This is a genomic window from Clostridium thermopalmarium DSM 5974, from assembly GCF_002995795.1.
Taxonomy (GTDB): Bacteria; Bacillota; Clostridia; order Clostridiales; family Clostridiaceae; genus Clostridium_H; species Clostridium_H thermopalmarium.
Genome location: NZ_PVXN01000053.1, coordinates 205,753 through 224,371 on the forward strand (window position 1 = coordinate 205,753; position 18,619 = coordinate 224,371).

Consider the following 18,619-nt stretch of genomic DNA (forward strand, 5'->3'; position numbering starts at 1 on the left):
TCAACCCCCTTTTAGAGTCAGATAATATTATAACACAGCGCAGTAAGGTTGCTAATACCTTATTGGTGAGGTATAATTAGTTCTGAAATTTGTCAATAATAAGATTAGTGTTTAAAAGCGAAAGAGGGAAAAAAATGATTAAAGATATAAAGATTCTTGCTATAGAAACTAGCTGTGATGAAACTGCAGCGGCGGTTGTAGTTAATGGAAGAGAGGTATTATCTAACATAATATCTTCTCAAATAGATATACATACTAAATTTGGAGGAGTAGTACCTGAAGTTGCATCCAGAAAGCATATAGAAGCTATAGGAATAGTAGTAGAAAGAGCATTAGAGAAAGCTGATGTTACATTAGAAGATATAGATGCTGTAGCTGTTACTTATGGTCCAGGATTAGTAGGGGCATTGCTAGTAGGAGTTCAATATGCTAAAGGACTTTCTTATGGACTAAAAAAACCTCTAATAGGAGTAAATCATATTGAAGGACACATAAGCGCTAATTTTATACAATATAAAGATTTAGAGCCTCCATTTGTGTGTCTTGTAGTTTCAGGAGGGCATACTTTTGTAGTATATATGAAAGACTATGGCGAATTTGAAGTATTAGGACAAACAAGGGATGATGCTGCAGGAGAAGCTTTTGATAAGGTAGCAAGAGCTATAGGGCTTGGATATCCTGGAGGGCCTAAAATAGATAAAATATCAAGAGAAGGAAATGAAGAAGCTATAGCTTTTCCAAGAGCTAATTTTCATGATAAGGATTCTTTGGATTTTTCTTTTAGCGGAATAAAATCAGCAGTTCTGAATTATCTTAATAAGATGAATATAAAAGGCGAAGAAATAAATAGAGCAGATATAGCAGCTTCTTTTCAAAAAGCTGTGGTAGACGTATTGGTTGATAATGCAATAAAGGCATGCAAACTTAAAAGAGTAGATAAAATAGCCATAGCAGGAGGCGTTGCTTCAAATTCTCATTTAAGGGAAAGTATGGTAAAAGAAGGGGATAAGAATGGAATAAAAGTACTTTTTCCAGATCCAATCTTGTGTACAGATAATGCAGCCATGATTGGAAGCGCTGCGTATTTTGAATTTTTAAAGGAAAGAATAGCACCATTAGAGTTAAATGCTATACCTAATTTAAAATTAGGAGAAAGATAATAATGAATGAAAACAGGTTTTGCTTTAATTTTTATCAACTATTATAGTTTAAAAATTAAGATTTAAAGGTTTAGGCTGTATTTGAAGAAATGTTTTTATAAACACTTTTTCAGATACAGCCTAATTTAATAAGCGGATAAAGGAAAATGTTGTTATAAAAGATACTTTATATAGCAAATAAAATGTTTTATAATAGTATTAAGAAATTGGAAGGTTAAGGAGAGTATAGTATAATTAGAGTATCAGGAGGATGATATAAATTTTGCAGAAGGTATTAATTATAAATGATTGTAAGCTCGAAGGAATTATAATGAAAGATTTATTACAAAGTCTAGGATATGATGTAAAGATATCAAATGAATATGATGCTATAACACAGGTGGAAGAATATTTACCGAGTATAGTTATCGCAAATTTCATTATGAAAAAAGTAACAGGAGATAAGCTTATAGAAAAAATAAAAAAGGTTAAACCTGATACTTGGTGCATACTATCCTCCAGTAATTCAATAAATTTAGAAAGTTATAGAGCATTTAATGTGGATGCAGTAATGCAAACACCTATAAGTGAGGAAAAGCTTAAAGATGCACTGAATATCAAAAAGATGATTAAGTTTTGCCCTTATTGTGGTGAAAATCTAAAGGAAATAAAAAGAGCAATAATATATTGCCCTAATTGTGGAGAAAAATTGCAATAAAAATGCACAGCATTTTTATTAAGTGGATAGTGTTGAACAAGTAATTAGAAGCCCTTGTATTTCTGAATTTAAAACACCGTAAAAACCTTCTATTGTCTAAACAATAGTTAGCTTAGGAGGTTTAGAGGGTTAAATTCAGAAATATTAGAGCTTCTTTGCGTAGTGAATCTTTCCTAAATGCAAATCTCATATGGAATGTTCAATATTAAAGATTGTCACAATTTATTGCTATTCTTCAATAAGTTCTTCCCATTCTGTATATAGTTCTTCAAGTTTAGCTTGACATCTTGCGATTTCTTTGTTCACTGCTTCGCTCTTTTCAGGGTTAGAATATACTTCTTCAAGGCAAAGTTGTTGATTCAAATTTTCTATGTTTTCTTCCAAGGAGGAAATAGTCTCTTCTAGATTTTTTATTTTTAGTTTCTTTTGCTTTTGTAATTTTTCTTCTTCTCTTTTCTTTTTCTTTTCATATTGTATTTGAGTTTTTGTTTTGCCTTCAACCTCCTCTAATTCTTGAAATCTTAGAGGATTTTTCTTCTTTTCTACATAGTAGCTATAATTTCCAAGAAAGGTTTTTATGCCATCATCATTTAGTTCATGTATTTTTTCTACAATCTTATTTAAGAAATATCTATCGTGGGATATAACTAAAACAGTTCCATCATAATTTGATAGAGCATCTTCTAAGGCTTCACGAGACATTATATCTAAATGATTTGTAGGTTCGTCAAGAAGAAGAAAATTAGCTTTCGATAACATAAGTTTTAGAAGATTTATTCTGCATTTTTCTCCTCCACTTAGAGTGGAAATTTTCTTAAATACATCATCACCTGTAAACAAAAAAGCGGCAAGAGCATTTCGAATTTGGGTAGTAGTCATATTAGGAAAGTCATCCCAAACCTCATCTAAAATTGTCTTATCAGGGTTAAGATTAGATTGTTCCTGGTCATAGTAGCCGATAAATACGTTTTTTCCTAAAGTGCAGGTACCTGTGTCACTTTCTACTTTATTCATGATTATTTTAAATAAAGTGGTTTTTCCACGACCATTTTCACCAATTAAAGCTGTTTGTTCTCCACGTTTGATATCTAAATTCAGATTTTTAAATAGCAGTCTATCTCCATAAGATTTAGATAGGTTTTCAACATGAAGAATATCATTTCCACTCTTTATTTGAGTTTCAAATTTAATTTTGGCTCGTTTATTATTGGCAATTGGAGCTTCTATTCTTTCAATTTTATCTAAAGCTTTTTGTCTACTTTCAGCTGCCCTAATGCTTTTTTCTCTATTGAAAGAACGATATCTTTCAATAATTTCTTCTTGGCGTTTTATTTCAGCTTGTTGAATGTTATAAGCTTTTAATTGATCTTCATACTCTTTTTTCTTTAATTCAATAAAAGCAGTGTAATTTCCATTATAGGATTTGATGGTTCCATTTGATAATTCAAAGATCTTTGTAGCAATGGAATCAAGAAAATATCTATCATGAGATATAATTATAATCGTTCCTTTATATGTTTTTAGGTACTCTTCAAGCCATTCTATAGCTTCTAGATCTAAGTGGTTAGTTGGCTCATCAAGTAGGAGAATTTCTGGATTTGAGAGTAACAGTTTACATAGGGCAACTCTGGTTTTCTGGCCGCCGCTTAAAATGCTTATGGGCTTATCATAGTCATCTTCAGTAAAGCCCAGCCCTTTTAATACTTTGCTTAGTTCGCCTTTATAAGAATATCCTCCTCTGTTATTGTATAATTCATAAGAAGTTGTATAATCCTTAATGATCTTATTATGATATTCTTCATTTTCGTGATCATAAGGCTTATTCATTTCTTCTTCTAATTTTCTAAGCTTGCTTTCCAAGTTTAAAAGATCTTGAAATACAGATATAGTTTCTGTATAAATAGAATTAGATGACTCTAAAGAAAGATGCTGTGATAAATAACCTATTTTCTTATTTTTATCAATAAATATATCACCGCTGTCTGCATCAAGTTGCTTAGTCAATATTTTAAACAAAGTAGACTTGCCTGCTCCATTAGGACCAACTAAGCCTATGCGTTCTCCTTCATTTATATTAAAGGTTATATTTTTTAAAACCACATTTATTCCATAACTTTTTTGTATATCCTTGCAGCTCAAAACTATCATTGTATTCACCTTCCTCAGTATATTGTACTATGGAAAGTATGTTTTTTGTAGTGTAAATTTATTTTACCTGTTTAAAGATAGTATAGAGCTTAATAGGTAGTTAATATTTTAACAAGAATATATAAAAGATGTATATAATTATAAGGAAAATATAGAATAAAAGTAGAAAATAAATTTATATTGGTTTTGTTATGATTAAGACACAAGTTTTTTACTCTGAAGGATTATTGTATTAATAAATTAAGTATAGTAAAATAGTTGATAATACGATATATTGATATACATATTGAAAATAGTCAGAGATTAGAAATAGACATTAATAAGGAGGGTAAGACGTGGATAGAAAAAGTAATGTTTCAATGGCTGTTATAAGAAGATTGCCTAAATATCAGAGGTACTTAAGAGAACTTATGGAAAATGATGTCGATAGAATTTCTTCAAAAGAACTGAGTGAAAAAATAGGATTTACTGCTTCTCAAATTCGTCAAGACCTTAATAACTTCGGAGATTTTGGACAGCAAGGCTATGGCTACAATGTAAAAGATTTATATAAAGAAATCGTAAAAATACTTGGACTAGGAGAAGAATACAACATTGTAATAATAGGAGCTGGAAATATAGGTCAGGCAATAGCTAATTATAATTTTGATAAGTTGGGATTTTTACTTAAAGGAATTTTTGATGTTAACCCTAAGCTAATAGGGTTGAAAATAAAAGATGTTGAAATAAAAGATATAGATGATTTAGAGGAAACTTTACAAAATAATAGAATAGATATAGGTGTTATTTGTGTTCCAAGCACTAATGCTCAAAGTGTTTGTGATATTCTTGTGGCTAATGGAGTAAAAGGTATATGGAATTTTGCACCAGTTGATTTGCATGTTACAGATGGTGTAGCCGTTGAAAATGTTCACCTAAGCGAAAGTTTGCTTACTTTGACATATATGTTGAAAGATATGAAACATCAGTAATATGACAAAAATTTTAGGAACTTTTTAAAAATAACTATTATTTTTATTGAAAAATAGAAATAATAGTTATATAATTATAAATGTGGGTTTTGTCTCGAAGGCGATATGCCTAAAAATTTTTTATACCTAATTGTTATGATATTAACAATTTCGACAAAGTATATGGGGAGGATTATTATTGTGGAGTATAAGAATGTTTTATTTGAAAAGGAAGGAAAGATAGCTGTAGTAACTATCAATAGACCAAAGGCGTTAAATGCGTTAAACTCAGATACTTTAAAAGAATTGGACAAGGTTATAGATGAAGTTGCGAGTGACAATGAAGTTTTAGCGGTTATCATAACAGGAGCTGGAGAAAAGGCATTTGTTGCTGGAGCAGACATATCTGAAATGAAAGATTTAAACGTTTTAGAAGGTAGAGCATTCGGAATTTTAGGAAATAATGTATTCAGAAAAATTGAAACATTAGAAAAACCAGTTATAGCAGCTGTTAATGGATTTGCCCTAGGCGGGGGATGCGAATTATCAATGTCTTGTGACATAAGAATAGCTTCAGAAAAAGCTAAATTTGGACAACCAGAAGTTACACTTGGAATAACTCCAGGCTTTGGAGGAACACAAAGACTTGCAAGACTTGTAGGCATGGGAATGGCAAAAGAATTAATATTCTCAGCTAGAACAATAAATGCTGAAGAAGCTTTAAGAATTGGACTTGTAAATAGAGTTGTTGCACCAGAAGCTTTAATGGATGAAGCTAAAAAACTTGCAAATACTATAGCAAGCAATGCGCCAATTGCTGTAAAACTATGTAAACAAGCTATTAACAGAGGTATGCAAGTAGATATAGATACAGCAATTAGCATAGAAGCAGAAATCTTTGGAGAGTGCTTCTCAACAGAAGATCAAACTGATGCTATGACAGCGTTTGTTGAAAAGAGAAAACTAGAAGGCTTTAAAAACAGATAGAGAAACTCATAGATATATAGAAGATGTAGAAGATTGATAGGAAGAAAATCAATAGCATTAGCAATTTTATTAACACTTTAAGAATTAGGTAAATATGGGGAGGATTATTATCATGGAATACAAAAATGTTTTACTTGAAAAGGAAGGAAAAATAGCTGTAGTAACTATAAATAGACCAAAGGCATTAAATGCTTTAAATTCAGATACATTAAAAGAATTGGACAAGGTTATAGATGAAGTTGCGAGTGACAATGAAGTTTTAGCAGTTATCATAACAGGAGCTGGAGAAAAGGCATTTGTTGCTGGAGCAGACATATCTGAAATGAAAGACCTAAACGTTTTAGAAGGTAGAGCATTCGGAATTTTAGGAAATAATGTATTCAGAAAAATTGAAACATTAGAAAAGCCAGTTATAGCAGCTGTTAATGGATTTGCTTTAGGTGGGGGATGCGAATTATCAATGTCTTGTGACATAAGAATAGCTTCAGAAAAAGCTAAATTTGGACAACCAGAAGTTACACTTGGAATAACTCCAGGCTTTGGAGGAACACAAAGACTTGCAAGACTTGTAGGCATGGGAATGGCAAAAGAATTAATATTCTCAGCTAGAACAATAAATGCTGAAGAAGCTTTAAGAATTGGACTTGTAAATAGAGTTGTTGCACCAGAAGCTTTAATGGATGAAGCTAAAAAACTTGCAAATACTATAGCAAGCAATGCGCCAATTGCTGTAAAACTATGTAAACAAGCTATTAACAGAGGTATGCAAGTAGATATAGATACAGCAATTAGCATAGAAGCAGAAATCTTTGGAGAGTGCTTCTCAACAGAAGATCAAACTGATGCTATGACAGCGTTTGTTGAAAAGAGAAAACTAGAAGGCTTTAAAAATAGGTAGGAGGTTTAAACATGAATTTTGAATTTACTAGAGAACAAGAATTAGTAAGACAAATGGTTAGAGAATTTGCTGAAAATGAAGTAAAACCTATAGCTGGAGAAATAGATAAAACTGAAGAATTTCCTATAGAAAATGTTAGAAAGATGGGTAAGTACGGATTAATGGGAATACCTTTCTCAACTGAATATGAAGGAGCAGGTGGAGACTATCTTTCTTACATTTTTGCAGTAGAAGAATTAGCTAAAGTTTGCGGTACTCATAGTGTTATTCTTTCTGCTCACGTTTCACTTTGTGCATCTGTTATAGACGCATTTGGAACTGAAGAGCAAAAGAAAAAGTATCTTCCAGATCTAGCAAGTGGTAGAAAAATTGGTGCCTTCGGTTTAACTGAGCCAAATGCTGGTACAGATGCTGCAGGACAACAAACAGTAGCTGTTAAGGATGGAGATAAATATATACTTAACGGACAAAAAATATTTATAACTAACGGTGGATATGCTGATACTTTCATAGTATTTGCTATGACTGATAAGAGTAAAGGAACAAAAGGAATATCTGCTTTCATAGTAGAAAAAGGATTCCCAGGATTCTCAATAGGTAAAGTTGAAGACAAATTAGGAATAAGAGCTTCATCAACTACTGAGCTTATATTTGAAGATTGCGTAGTTCCAGCTGAAAACTTACTTGGAAAAGAAGGAAAAGGTTTTTCAATTGCAATGAAGACTCTTGACGGAGGAAGAATTGGTATAGCTGCTCAAGCATTAGGATTAGCAGAAGGTGCTTTAGAAGAAGCTATAAAATACATGAAAGAAAGAAAGCAATTTGGAAAGCAATTATACAAATTCCAAGGTATGGCATGGATGGCAGCAGAATGCAAAGCTAAAATTGAAGCTGCTAGATATTTAGTATATAAGGCTGCTTGGAATAAGCAAGCTGGACTTCCTTACACTGTAGAAGCTGCAACAGCTAAATTATTTGCTGCTGAAACTGCTATGGAAGTAACTACTAAGGCTGTTCAAATGTTCGGTGGATACGGATATACTAAGGATTACCCAGTAGAAAGATTAATGAGAGACGCTAAGATAACTGAAATTTACGAAGGAACATCTCAAGTTCAAAAAATGGTTATTTCAGGTGCATTATTTAGATAAGAGATTAAGTCGAGGAGGAAATTAAACAATGAATATAGTAGTTTGTTTAAAACAAGTTCCAGATACAAACCAAGTTAAAATAGATCCAGTAACAGGAACACTTATAAGAGAAGGAGTTCCATCAATCATTAACCCTGAAGATAAGCATGCTTTAGAAGAAGCATTAAGAATAAAAGATGAAAATGGAGCACACGTTACAGTTATATCTATGGGACCTCCACAAGCTGAAGCTGCTTTAAGAGAAGCAATGGCTATGGGAGCAGATGAAGCAATTCTTATAACAGATAGAGCATTTGCAGGAGCAGATACATTAGCTACTTCATATGCCCTTGCAGGAGCATTAAAGAAGTTAGAATATGATATTGTATTCGCTGGAAGACAAGCAATTGACGGAGATACTGCACAAGTAGGACCAGAAATTGCTGAACACTTAGGAATTCCACAAGTAACTTATGTACAAAAAGTAGAAATTAATGGAGATACTTTAACAGTAAACAGAGCTTTAGAAGACGGATATGAAGTATTAGAAGTAAAAACACCATGTCTTTTAACAGCAATTAAAGAATTAAATGAACCAAGATATATGAATGTAAGAAATATATTCGAAGTATTCAAAAAAGAAGTTAAGATATGGAGCGTTAACGATATCGATGTAGATAGAGAACTTCTAGGATTAAAGGGTTCACCAACAAAGGTTAAGAAATCTTGGCCAAAAGAAACAAAAGGTAAAGGTGAAGTTATCAATATGTCAGCTAAAGAAGCAGCAGCATTCGCAGCTTCAAAATTAAAGGAAAAGCACTATATTTAGTATATAAGTAGAAGTGGAGGAATAGTCAATGAATATAGCAGATTACAAAGGCGTTTGGGTATATGCTGAACAAAGAGATGGAGAACTTCAAAAGGTTGCTTTAGAATTATTAGGAAAAGGAAGAGAAATTGCAGATAAATTAGGAACAGAATTAACTGCAGTTTTACTTGGAAATAAAGTAGATGATTTAGCTAAAGAATTATTAGCTTACGGAGCAGATAAAGTATTATATATTGAAGATGAAAAATTAGCTCACTATACAACTGATGCTTACACAAAGGCAATTTGTGATTTAGCAAATGAAAGAAAACCAGAAGTTTTATTCATAGGAGCATCTTATATAGGAAGAGATTTAGGACCAAGAATAGCTGCAAGACTTAAGACTGGACTTACAGCTGACTGTACAGCATTAGACGTTGAAGAAGGAACAAATCAATTAATGATGACAAGACCTGCATTCGGCGGAAACTTAATGGCTACAATCATGTGTACAGAACACAGACCACAAATGGCTACAGTAAGACCAGGAGTTTTTGATAAATTAGCTAAAGATGAAACTAAAATAGATGAAGCTAAAATTGAAAAGGTATCAGCAGTATTAGAAGAAAAAGATTTAAGAGTAACTGTTAAAGAAGTTGTTAAAATAGCTAAAGAAGTAGCTGATATCAGTGAAGCTGAAATTATAGTATCAGGAGGAAGAGGAGTAGGAAGCAAAGAAAACTTTGCATTACTTCAAGAACTTGCTGATGTACTAGGTGGAACAGTAGCAGGATCAAGAGCAGCTGTTGAAAATGGCTGGATTGACCATGCGCTACAAGTAGGTCAAACAGGAAAGACAGTAAGACCAAAACTATACGTTGCAGTAGGTATTTCAGGAGCAATCCAACACTTAGCTGGAATGCAAGATAGTGATTATATAATTGCTATTAACAGAGATGCTGATGCACCAATCATGAATGTTGCTGATTTAGGATTAGTTGGAGACTTCGCAAAAATTATTCCTGAATTAATAGCTCAAATAAAAAGCTATAAATAATTAAAATTAGGTTGGTTTTTAAATATAAGCAGTAGCTTATATCTTATAAATTAAACTCACAGTACTAATTTTAAATTGCTTAGGAGGTATGAAATTATGAAGAGGGTATGTGTGCTTGGTGCTGGAACTATGGGATCAGGCATTGCTCAAGTATTTGCAATGAAAGGATTTGAAGTAGTTTTAAGAGATATTAAAGACGAGTTCGTTCAAAGAGGACTTGACGGCATTAACAAATCTCTTACCAAGCTAGTGTCAAAGGGGAAAATGGAAGAAGCTGTAAAGGAAGAAATTCTTTCAAGAATAACTGGAACAGTTGACCTAAATATGGCAGCTGATTGCGATTTAGTAGTAGAAGCAGCAGTAGAAAATATGGAAATAAAGAAACAAATCTTTGCTGAACTAGACAAAATATGCAAGCCAGAAACAATACTTGCATCAAATACATCTTCTTTATCAATAACTGAAGTTGCTTCAGCAACAAACAGACCAGATAAGGTTATAGGAATGCATTTCTTCAATCCAGCTCCAGTAATGAAGCTAATTGAAATTATAAGAGGAATGGCAACTTCTCAAGAAACTTTCGACGCTGTAAAAGAAGTTTCTTTAGCTATAGGAAAAGATCCAGTTGAAGTTGCAGAAGCTCCAGGATTTGTTGTAAACAGAATCTTAATTCCTATGATAAATGAAGCTGTTGGAATCTTAGCAGAAGGTATAGCTTCAGCTGAAGATATAGATAAAGCTATGATGCTTGGTGCTAACCATCCAATGGGACCTTTAGCATTAGGAGACCTTATAGGACTTGATGTATGTCTTGCAATAATGGATGTATTATATAAAGAAACAGGAGATTCTAAGTACAGAGCTCATACATTACTTAGAAAATATGTAAGAGCTGGATGGCTTGGAAGAAAAACAGGAAGAGGATTCCACAATTACGCTAAATAGTGATAATTGAAACAATTTTAACAATAACATAATATGACAGTAAGCGAAAGACTGTGCATTTTGTACGGTCTTTTGTTCTATAATAGTAAAAAGATTAAAATATTGCCTCAAAAAGTATTAGAATTGTTATTAAAACTTGATTGAGTACATAAACTGTAATATAATATTGTTAATAAATTAACTATTATGAATAGTTGCAAAACAAATTAGGAGGGATACTATGGCAAGATTTACATTACCTAGAGATATTTATTTTGGAGAAGGAAGTTTAGAGGTTTTAAAGACCATTAAAGGAAAAAAAGCAGTAATAGTTGTGGGCGGAGGCTCAATGAAGAGGTTTGGTTTCTTAGATAAAGTTGAAAGCTATTTAAAGGAAGCTGGAATAGATACAAAGCTAATTGAAGGCGTTGAACCTGATCCATCTGTGGAAACTGTTATGAATGGTGCTGCTATTATGAGAGAATTTGAGCCAGATTGGATTATAGGAATGGGCGGAGGTTCTCCAATAGATGCTGCAAAAGCTATGTGGATTTTCTATGAATATCCAGACTTTACTTTTGAACAAGCAGTGGTTCCTTTTGGAATACCAGAATTGAGGAAAAAGGCTAAATTTATAGCTATACCTTCAACAAGTGGTACTGCAACAGAGGTTACAGCTTTTTCAGTAATAACTGATTATAAAACAGAAATAAAATATCCTTTAGCGGACTTCAATTTAACACCAGATATTGCTATAGTAGATCCTGAACTTGCACAAACTATGCCACCTAAATTAGTTGCACACACAGGAATGGATGCTTTAACTCATGCTATAGAGGCATATGTAGCTAGTGCAAGATCACCTTTCTCAGACCCACTTGCCATGAAAGCTATTGTTATGACTAAAGAAAATTTAGTTAAGTCTTTTGAAGGAGATAAGAAAGCTAGAAGTGAAATGCACATAGCACAATGTCTTGCAGGAATGGCTTTCTCTAATGCTTTACTTGGAATTACTCACAGTATGGCACATAAAATAGGAGCTGTATTCCATATACCACATGGATGTGCAAATGCTATTTTCCTTCCTCATGTAATACAATACAATAGGAAAGCTTGTGAAGATAGATATGCAGAAATAGCTAGAAACTTAGGATTAAAAGGAAATACTAATTCAGAATTAGTTGATTCATTAGTAGAAATGATAAATGACTTAAATACTAGATTAAACATACCTCATACTGTAAAAGAGTGGGGAGTACCTGAAGAAGACTTTAAGAAAAAGGTTGAATTTATGGCACATAACGCAGTTCTAGATGCATGTACAGGTTCTAACCCAAGGCCAATAGATGAGGAGACTATGAAGAAGATATACAATTGTGCATTTTATGGTGATAAAGTTAATTTCTAAAATATACTATTAGGAAGCTCTCTTTACGGGGAGCTTTTTATTAGATATAATAATATGTAGCAGTTAAAAAGTAAGAGATTTAGGGGTAGTTTATACTAGATTACTTATGAAGAGAAATGGGGGGTAATTATGTTTAAAATCGTAAAAAAGAGGCTTTTAGTTCCTAATATATATCTTATGGATATAGAAGCGCCAAGAGTAGCAAAATCGGCAAAACCAGGACAATTTATAATTATAAAGACAGATGAAAAAGGCGAAAGAATTCCTCTTACAATTTGTGATTATAATGAAGAAAAAGGCACGGTAACAATAGTGTTCCAAACTGTGGGACATTCAACTATAGAGCTAGCAAAATATGAAGAAGGTGAATACATACGAGATTTCGTAGGGCCTTTAGGAAGACCTTCAGAGTTTTTAAGTGAAAATATAGAAGAGTTGAAGAATAAAAAAGTATTATTTATATCAGGAGGAGTAGGAGCTGCTCCTGTATATCCACAGGTTAAATGGTTCCATAATAATGGAATGAAAGCGGATGTAATAATGGGTACTAGAACTAAGGAACTATTAATTTTAGAAGATGAAATGAATGCTGTAGCTGATAATGTATATATAACAACGGATGATGGATCTTATGGATTTAAAGGTTTAGTTACAGAAAAGTTTAAAGACTTAGTTGATAATGAAGGCAAAAAATATGATTATGTTGTAGCAATTGGACCAGTTGTAATGATGAAATTTGTAGCACTTGCAACTAAGCCTTATGGAATAAAAACTATAGTAAGCATGAATCCCCTTATGGTAGATGGAACAGGTATGTGCGGGGCGTGCAGAGTTACTGTAGGTAACACTACGAAGTTTGCTTGTGTTGATGGACCAGAGTTTGATGGACATTTAGTAGATTTTGATGAAGCTATGAGAAGACAGGCTATGTATAAAACAGAGGAAGGAAAGAAAATTCTTGAAAAAGAATCTAAAATAATAGAAGCAGAGCACCATAAAAATGGCGGTGGCTGTGGTTGCGGAGGTGCTAAATAATGGATAGAATGAAGAGAACACCTATAAGAGAACAAGATCCAAAAGTTAGAGCTAAAAATTTTGATGAGGTTTGTTTAGGGTACACTGAAGAAGAAGCCATAGCAGAAGCTTCTAGATGTTTGCAGTGTAAGAACCCTTTATGCGTTGGAGCTTGTCCTGTTAATATTTATATACCTAAATTTATAGAGCAAATAAAAAATAGAAATTTTGAAGAGGCTGCAAGAATTATAGCTAAATATAGTTCTCTTCCAGCAGTATGTGGAAGAGTATGTCCACAAGAAACGCAATGTGAAGGAAAATGTGTTCTTGGAATAAAAGGAGAACCTGTAGCTATTGGAAAACTTGAAAGATTTGTTGGAGACTGGTCTAGAGAAAACAACATTAATCTTTCAGAAACAGAACCTAAAAAAGATAAAAAAGTTGCAGTAATAGGAAGTGGGCCTGCAGGACTTACTTGTGCAGGCGAATTAGCTAAAAAAGGATATGATGTTACCATATTTGAAGCTTTACATGAAGTTGGCGGAGTTTTGGTATATGGTATACCGGAATTTAGGCTTCCAAAAGAAACAGTAGTAAAAAGTGAAATTGAAAATATTAAAAAGTTAGGTGTAAAAATAGAAACAAATGTAATAGTAGGTAGAACAGCTAATATAGATAAGCTCATGGAAGAAGAAGGATTTGAAGCTGTATTTATAGGCTCAGGTGCAGGACTTCCTAAGTTTATGGGTATACCAGGAGAAAATTCTAATGGAGTATTTTCAGCTAATGAGTTTTTAACTAGAATAAACTTGATGAAGGCATATAGAGAAGATTATGACACTCCAGTTAAGATTGGAAAAAAGGTAGCCGTTGTAGGAGGAGGAAATGTTGCTATGGACGCAGCAAGAACTGCTCTAAGGCTTGGAGCTGAAACTCATATTGTTTATAGAAGATCTGAATCAGAACTTCCAGCAAGAGTAGAAGAAGTTCATCATGCAAAAGAAGAAGGAATAATATTTGACCTTTTAACTAATCCAATTGAAATCTTAGCAGATGAAAATGGATGGGTTAAAGGTATGAAGTGTGTAAAAATGGAGCTAGGAGAACCAGATGAATCAGGAAGAAGAAGACCAAAAGTTATAGAAGGCTCTGAGTTTATAATGGATGTAGATACTGTAATTATGTCCCTTGGAACATCTCCAAATCCACTAATATCTTCGACTACAGAAGGACTTGCTACTAACAAATGGGGATGTATAATAGCTGAAGAATCTACAGGAAAAACATCAAAGGATGGAGTATATGCTGGAGGAGATGCTGTAACAGGAGCAGCTACAGTAATACTAGCTATGGAAGCAGGAAAAAAAGCAGCAAAAGCTATAGACGAGTTCTTATCTAATAAGGATAAATAAATATTTCTATTTATAAATACTCAGTGAGCTCAACTAGCTCACTGAGTATTTTTTCTTTACATGGGGATGAAAGTAGGGCATAATACTACATATATAGTATGCATGAATGCATGCATCATTTTTAGTTTTTTCACACATTACAATTTAGTTCGGAGGTGCAATAATGGATTTTAAATATGTAGAAGAATTTGATGGTGGTATAGTAATAAAAGGTGTGAGAAATTTCAACCTTTCTCATATATTTGATTGTGGACAATGTTTTAGATGGAATAGGCAGGAAAATGGAAATTATATAGGGGTAGCATTTGGAAGAGTGATAGAATTAGAGAAAAGAGAAGAGGATGTAGTTATATATAACACTACAGAAGAGGATTTTGAAAATATATGGGTAGAGTACTTTGATCTATATAGAGATTATTCATCAATAAAAGAGATATTAGGAGAAGATGAACTTTTAAAGAAATCTGTAGAATTTGGAGATGGGATTAGAATTCTTAAACAGGAGCCTTTTGAAATAACCTTATCTTTTATAATATCAGCTAATAACAGAATACCTATGATAAAAAAGGCTATAGATAATATATCAAAGAAATGGGGAAAACCTATGGAGTACAAAGGACATACTTATTATACTTTCCCAAGCATTGATGATTTAGCAAACTGTACCATAGATGAATTAAGTGATTGTGGAACAGGTTTTAGAGCAAAGTATATAAGAAATACTATAGATGATATTTTAAGTGATAAAATTGACCTTGAATACATAAAAGGATTAAATGATGATGAATGTCATATTGCACTGCAAAATTTAAGTGGAGTAGGTCCTAAAGTAGCGGATTGTATTATGCTTTTTTCTATGCAAAAATATTCAGCTTTTCCAGTGGATGTATGGGTAAAAAGAGCAATGCAGCATTTTTATTTGGCACCAGATGTATCATTAAAAAAGATAAGAGAATTTGGTAGAAATAAGTTCAAAGAATTTTCAGGATTTGCTCAGCAATATCTATTTTACTATGCAAGAGAAAACAATATTAAGTTATGACTCTGTTTAACCGTTAACAGAGTTTTTTTTATTGAATTAAGAGGTATGAATAACCATCTGTTATAATAAAAAAAATAAACTGTTATAAAAATAAGTGTTACATTTTTAACAAACATCTGTTATAATGGTATTAGGGTTAATACATTTTAAGTACAGGTAGGAGGAAGTATAGTGATCTTTGAAAATGAATTAAAAAAACTTAAATATGAAGTGTTAAGGGACGTTGCTATATTAGCCAAGGAAGAAAGATTGACTCAAAGTGAACTAGAAAAGGTACCATATAATATAATTAAAGGTGATAAGCCAAAATATAGATGTTGTGTATATCATGAAAGAGCAATTGTAAAAGAGAGAGCAAAACTTGCTGCGGGGTATTTAGCAGATGGAGATAGACCAAGTGATTTAGTTAAAGCTAAAGATGACGATCCTATAATGTATGTTATACAAGCAGCCTGTGATACATGTCCTATTAATAAATACACTATAACAGAAGCATGCAGAGGATGTTTACAGCATAAGTGTATGGAAGTATGTAGGGCCGGCGCTATAACAAGAATTAATGGAAGAGCATATATAAATCAAGATCTATGTAAAGAATGCGGATTATGTAAAGCTGCTTGTCCATATAATGCTGTATCAGAAGTAATGAGACCTTGTAAAAAAGCATGTCCAACACAAGCTTTATCTATAGATCCAGAGGATAGAAGAGCTATGATAAAACACGAAGATTGTATAGATTGTGGAGCATGTATGGCGGCATGTCCTTTTGGAGCTATATCAGATAGAAGCTTTATGGTTCAAGTTATAAATGCTCTAAAGAGTGAGAAAAAGGTATACGCTGTAGTAGCACCTGCTATTACTGGCCAATTTGGAGGAAATGTAACTGTTGGACAGGTTAAAGATGCGTTAAAAAAATTAGGATTTGAGGATATGATAGAAGTAGCTTGTGGTGCAGATGCGGTAACAGCACACGAGGCAATGGAATTTGTTGAAAGAATGGAAAAAGGATACAGTTACATGACAAATTCATGCTGTCCAGGATTTGTTTCTTTTATAGAAAAGAAATTTCCTGATCAAGTAGAAAATATTTCAAACACAGTATCTCCAATGATAGCTGCTGGAAGACTTGTGAAGAAAAATCATAAAGATGCTATTGTAGTATTTATTGGACCATGTACAGCTAAAAAGAGCGAAATAAGAAGAGAAGGAATTCAAGATGCCATAGACTATGTTTTGACATTTGAAGAGATAGCTGCTATATTTGGTGCATATAATATAAGTCCAGAAGAATGTGAAGACATTGAGGTTAATGATGCATCATCCTTTGGAAGAGGATTTGCTCAAGGAGGCGGATTAAGTTCAGCTGTTGAGGACTTTATAAATAGTAAGGATATAGAAGTAGAATTTAATCCTGTAAAGATAAGTGGATATGCAAACCTTAGAAAATTTATGCTTTTAGCTAAGAATGGAAGGCTTCCAGGAAACTTTTTTGAGGGTATGATGTGTGAAGGTGGATGTATTGGAGGAGCAGGAACTATATGTTCTCAAAGTAAAACTAAGGTGCATTTAAACAAGTTCAGCAAGGAATCAAAGGCAAAACGAGTTATTTCAAATGATATGTTAGATGAATTTAGGGATATTAATTTAGAAAGATAGAAAAACAAAGGAGAGCATTTAAACTATGCATCTCCTTTATTTTTTTTATTTTTATGATGAGATCTTCTTTTAATATATATAACATAAAAGATGATGCTACTTAGTATAAGCATTAAGATTATAAACATAGCACAGTGAAAGAAGAAGCTTTGAGGCATTATATTAATTATAGGATCCTTTTTCTTATCTAAAAGCCAGTAGTCATTATTAAAAAGTAATTTATGAAATATGGTAAAGCTTTTATCAAAGTTTATTAAAAATGGAATGAAACAAATTATAGGTAAGATTAACAAAAATATAGAAGTTAGTTTTAGAAAATTATATTTTCTATTTTTATAAGTAGGAATAAACAGAGTTAATATAGTAAAAGATAAAATGTATGCTAAATTACTTAAAAAAATAAAAATAGCTTTTACTTCTTCAAAATGTATTTTTCCTTCTGTAGAATAAGGTAAAGTAGGCAGATTGAATTCGGTTATAGATGGATTATTAATATATTCTATAACATAACTGTAATTAGATTTTATTTCTGAAATTTCTAGTTGAGAGAGCTTTGGTATATCTAGATAAACAATGTCTAAATAATAAATAATTTTAAGATTTAAGGTTAATTTCACAATTAGTATAATAATTAATATAGCTAAGGAAAGAGAAAGTAAGATCTCGAAAAATATATTTAAATAAAAATTATTTTTTAAATCGTATTTCAAAATATCCACTCCATAAATTTAATTTAAAGATTGTACATCTTTAATTATTGGCAATATTAAAATAAATAATCATATTAAAGATTTTTATTTACAATAAAACAAAGAAAATAAAAGAAAAATAAAGAACTAATATGATATTAGAACATAATTTAGTCTATTTGGGTTAAATCTTGCCATAAGTTAAAATGTGGAATTTGCTATTAAAATTGCTATAAATTATCATTATAATTGTATTAGCACTCAAGATGAATGAGTGCTAACAAACTTGATTACTGATTTAATTAAAAATAAATTAAATAACATAAGGAGGTTTTTATATGAGAATAAAGCCACTTGGAGACAGAGTTGTAATTAAAAGATTAGAAGCAGAGGAAACAACAAAAAGCGGAATAGTATTACCAGGAAGTGCTAAAGAAAGACCACAAGAAGCAGAGGTAGTTGCAGTAGGACCAGGCGGATTAGTAGATGGAAAAGAAGTGAAGATGGAAGTTAAAGTTGGAGATAAGGTATTATTCTCAAAATATGCTGGAACAGAAGTTAAAATTGATGGAGAAGAGTACACTATTTTAAGACAAAATGATATATTAGCAATCGTAGAATAATTGAATAATTAATATT

17 protein-coding genes are annotated in these 18,619 nt (G+C 32.2%); 15 read left to right on the forward strand and 2 right to left on the reverse strand.

Translation table 11 applies throughout. The features are described 5' to 3' along the window. Positions 1-134 precede the first annotated feature (134 nt). Together tsaD and CPAL_RS10185 are read left to right on the forward strand one after the other, a co-directional pair. On the forward strand, positions 135-1,160 hold the full coding sequence (tsaD, locus tag CPAL_RS10180; protein ID WP_106024563.1) for a tRNA (adenosine(37)-N6)-threonylcarbamoyltransferase complex transferase subunit TsaD: 1,026 nt from the start codon (positions 135-137) through the stop codon (positions 1,158-1,160). A 262-nt stretch (positions 1,161-1,422) separates the two neighbouring features. Further along, positions 1,423-1,857: a zinc ribbon domain-containing protein gene (locus tag CPAL_RS10185; protein ID WP_061857953.1), complete on the forward strand. Its 435-nt coding sequence runs from the start codon at positions 1,423-1,425 to the stop codon at positions 1,855-1,857. Positions 1,858-2,085: 228 nt separating this feature from the next. On the opposite strand, the gene abc-f is transcribed toward CPAL_RS10185, so the two are convergent. Beyond that, complete coding sequence (abc-f, locus tag CPAL_RS10190) at positions 2,086-4,005, reverse strand: ribosomal protection-like ABC-F family protein (protein ID WP_061857952.1); 1,920 nt, start codon at positions 4,003-4,005, stop codon at positions 2,086-2,088. A gap of 335 nt (positions 4,006-4,340) precedes the next feature. On the opposite strand from abc-f, the gene CPAL_RS10195 reads away from it, so the two are divergent. From CPAL_RS10195 to CPAL_RS10250, 12 genes are all read left to right on the forward strand, one after another. Further along, positions 4,341-4,976: a redox-sensing transcriptional repressor Rex gene (locus CPAL_RS10195; protein WP_061857951.1), complete on the forward strand. Its 636-nt coding sequence runs from the start codon at positions 4,341-4,343 to the stop codon at positions 4,974-4,976. A 180-nt stretch (positions 4,977-5,156) separates the two neighbouring features. Continuing rightward, positions 5,157-5,942 (forward strand): short-chain-enoyl-CoA hydratase, encoded by a 786-nt coding sequence (locus CPAL_RS10200; protein WP_061857950.1) that lies wholly within the window; start codon positions 5,157-5,159, stop codon positions 5,940-5,942. Positions 5,943-6,054: 112 nt separating this feature from the next. Next, a complete protein-coding gene (locus CPAL_RS10205; protein WP_061857949.1) occupies positions 6,055-6,840 on the forward strand; it encodes a short-chain-enoyl-CoA hydratase in 786 nt (261 codons plus the stop codon). Positions 6,841-6,851: 11 nt separating this feature from the next. Next, positions 6,852-7,991, forward strand: coding sequence for an acyl-CoA dehydrogenase (locus tag CPAL_RS10210; RefSeq protein WP_061857948.1), 1,140 nt, complete (start codon positions 6,852-6,854; stop codon positions 7,989-7,991). 28 nt (positions 7,992-8,019) lie between these two features. After that, positions 8,020-8,799 carry an electron transfer flavoprotein subunit beta/FixA family protein gene (locus tag CPAL_RS10215; protein ID WP_061857947.1) on the forward strand — a complete coding sequence of 260 codons (780 nt, stop codon included), beginning with the start codon at positions 8,020-8,022 and terminating at the stop codon, positions 8,797-8,799. Between the two features lie 28 nt (positions 8,800-8,827). Beyond that, positions 8,828-9,835 (forward strand): electron transfer flavoprotein subunit alpha/FixB family protein, encoded by a 1,008-nt coding sequence (locus CPAL_RS10220; protein WP_061857946.1) that lies wholly within the window; start codon positions 8,828-8,830, stop codon positions 9,833-9,835. A gap of 96 nt (positions 9,836-9,931) precedes the next feature. Then, on the forward strand, positions 9,932-10,780 hold the full coding sequence (locus tag CPAL_RS10225) for a 3-hydroxybutyryl-CoA dehydrogenase (RefSeq protein WP_061857945.1): 849 nt from the start codon (positions 9,932-9,934) through the stop codon (positions 10,778-10,780). 220 nt (positions 10,781-11,000) lie between these two features. After that, complete coding sequence (locus CPAL_RS10230; protein WP_106024564.1) at positions 11,001-12,167, forward strand: iron-containing alcohol dehydrogenase; 1,167 nt, start codon at positions 11,001-11,003, stop codon at positions 12,165-12,167. Between the two features lie 129 nt (positions 12,168-12,296). Further along, positions 12,297-13,202, forward strand: a complete 906-nt coding sequence (locus CPAL_RS10235; RefSeq protein ID WP_106024565.1) for a sulfide/dihydroorotate dehydrogenase-like FAD/NAD-binding protein — start codon at positions 12,297-12,299, stop codon at positions 13,200-13,202. Further along, on the forward strand, positions 13,202-14,593 hold the full coding sequence (gene gltA, locus CPAL_RS10240; protein WP_061857942.1) for an NADPH-dependent glutamate synthase: 1,392 nt from the start codon (positions 13,202-13,204) through the stop codon (positions 14,591-14,593). The genes CPAL_RS10235 and gltA overlap by 1 nt, the downstream gene beginning before the upstream one ends. A 163-nt stretch (positions 14,594-14,756) precedes the next feature. Continuing rightward, a complete protein-coding gene (locus CPAL_RS10245) occupies positions 14,757-15,635 on the forward strand; it encodes a DNA-3-methyladenine glycosylase family protein (RefSeq protein WP_061857941.1) in 879 nt (292 codons plus the stop codon). A gap of 168 nt (positions 15,636-15,803) precedes the next feature. Next, on the forward strand, positions 15,804-17,291 hold the full coding sequence (locus tag CPAL_RS10250) for a 4Fe-4S dicluster domain-containing protein (RefSeq protein ID WP_207654932.1): 1,488 nt from the start codon (positions 15,804-15,806) through the stop codon (positions 17,289-17,291). A gap of 23 nt (positions 17,292-17,314) precedes the next feature. Here the strand turns inward: CPAL_RS10250 and CPAL_RS10255 are convergent, their stop codons facing one another. Then, entirely contained in the window at positions 17,315-18,001 is a 687-nt protein-coding gene (locus CPAL_RS10255; protein ID WP_170063600.1) for a TIGR01906 family membrane protein, read from the reverse strand. Positions 18,002-18,318: 317 nt separating this feature from the next. Here CPAL_RS10255 and groES point away from each other — a divergent pair, with 317 nt between their 5' ends. Then, positions 18,319-18,603, forward strand: coding sequence for a co-chaperone GroES (gene groES, locus CPAL_RS10260; protein WP_061857938.1), 285 nt, complete (start codon positions 18,319-18,321; stop codon positions 18,601-18,603). Positions 18,604-18,619 lie beyond the last annotated feature (16 nt).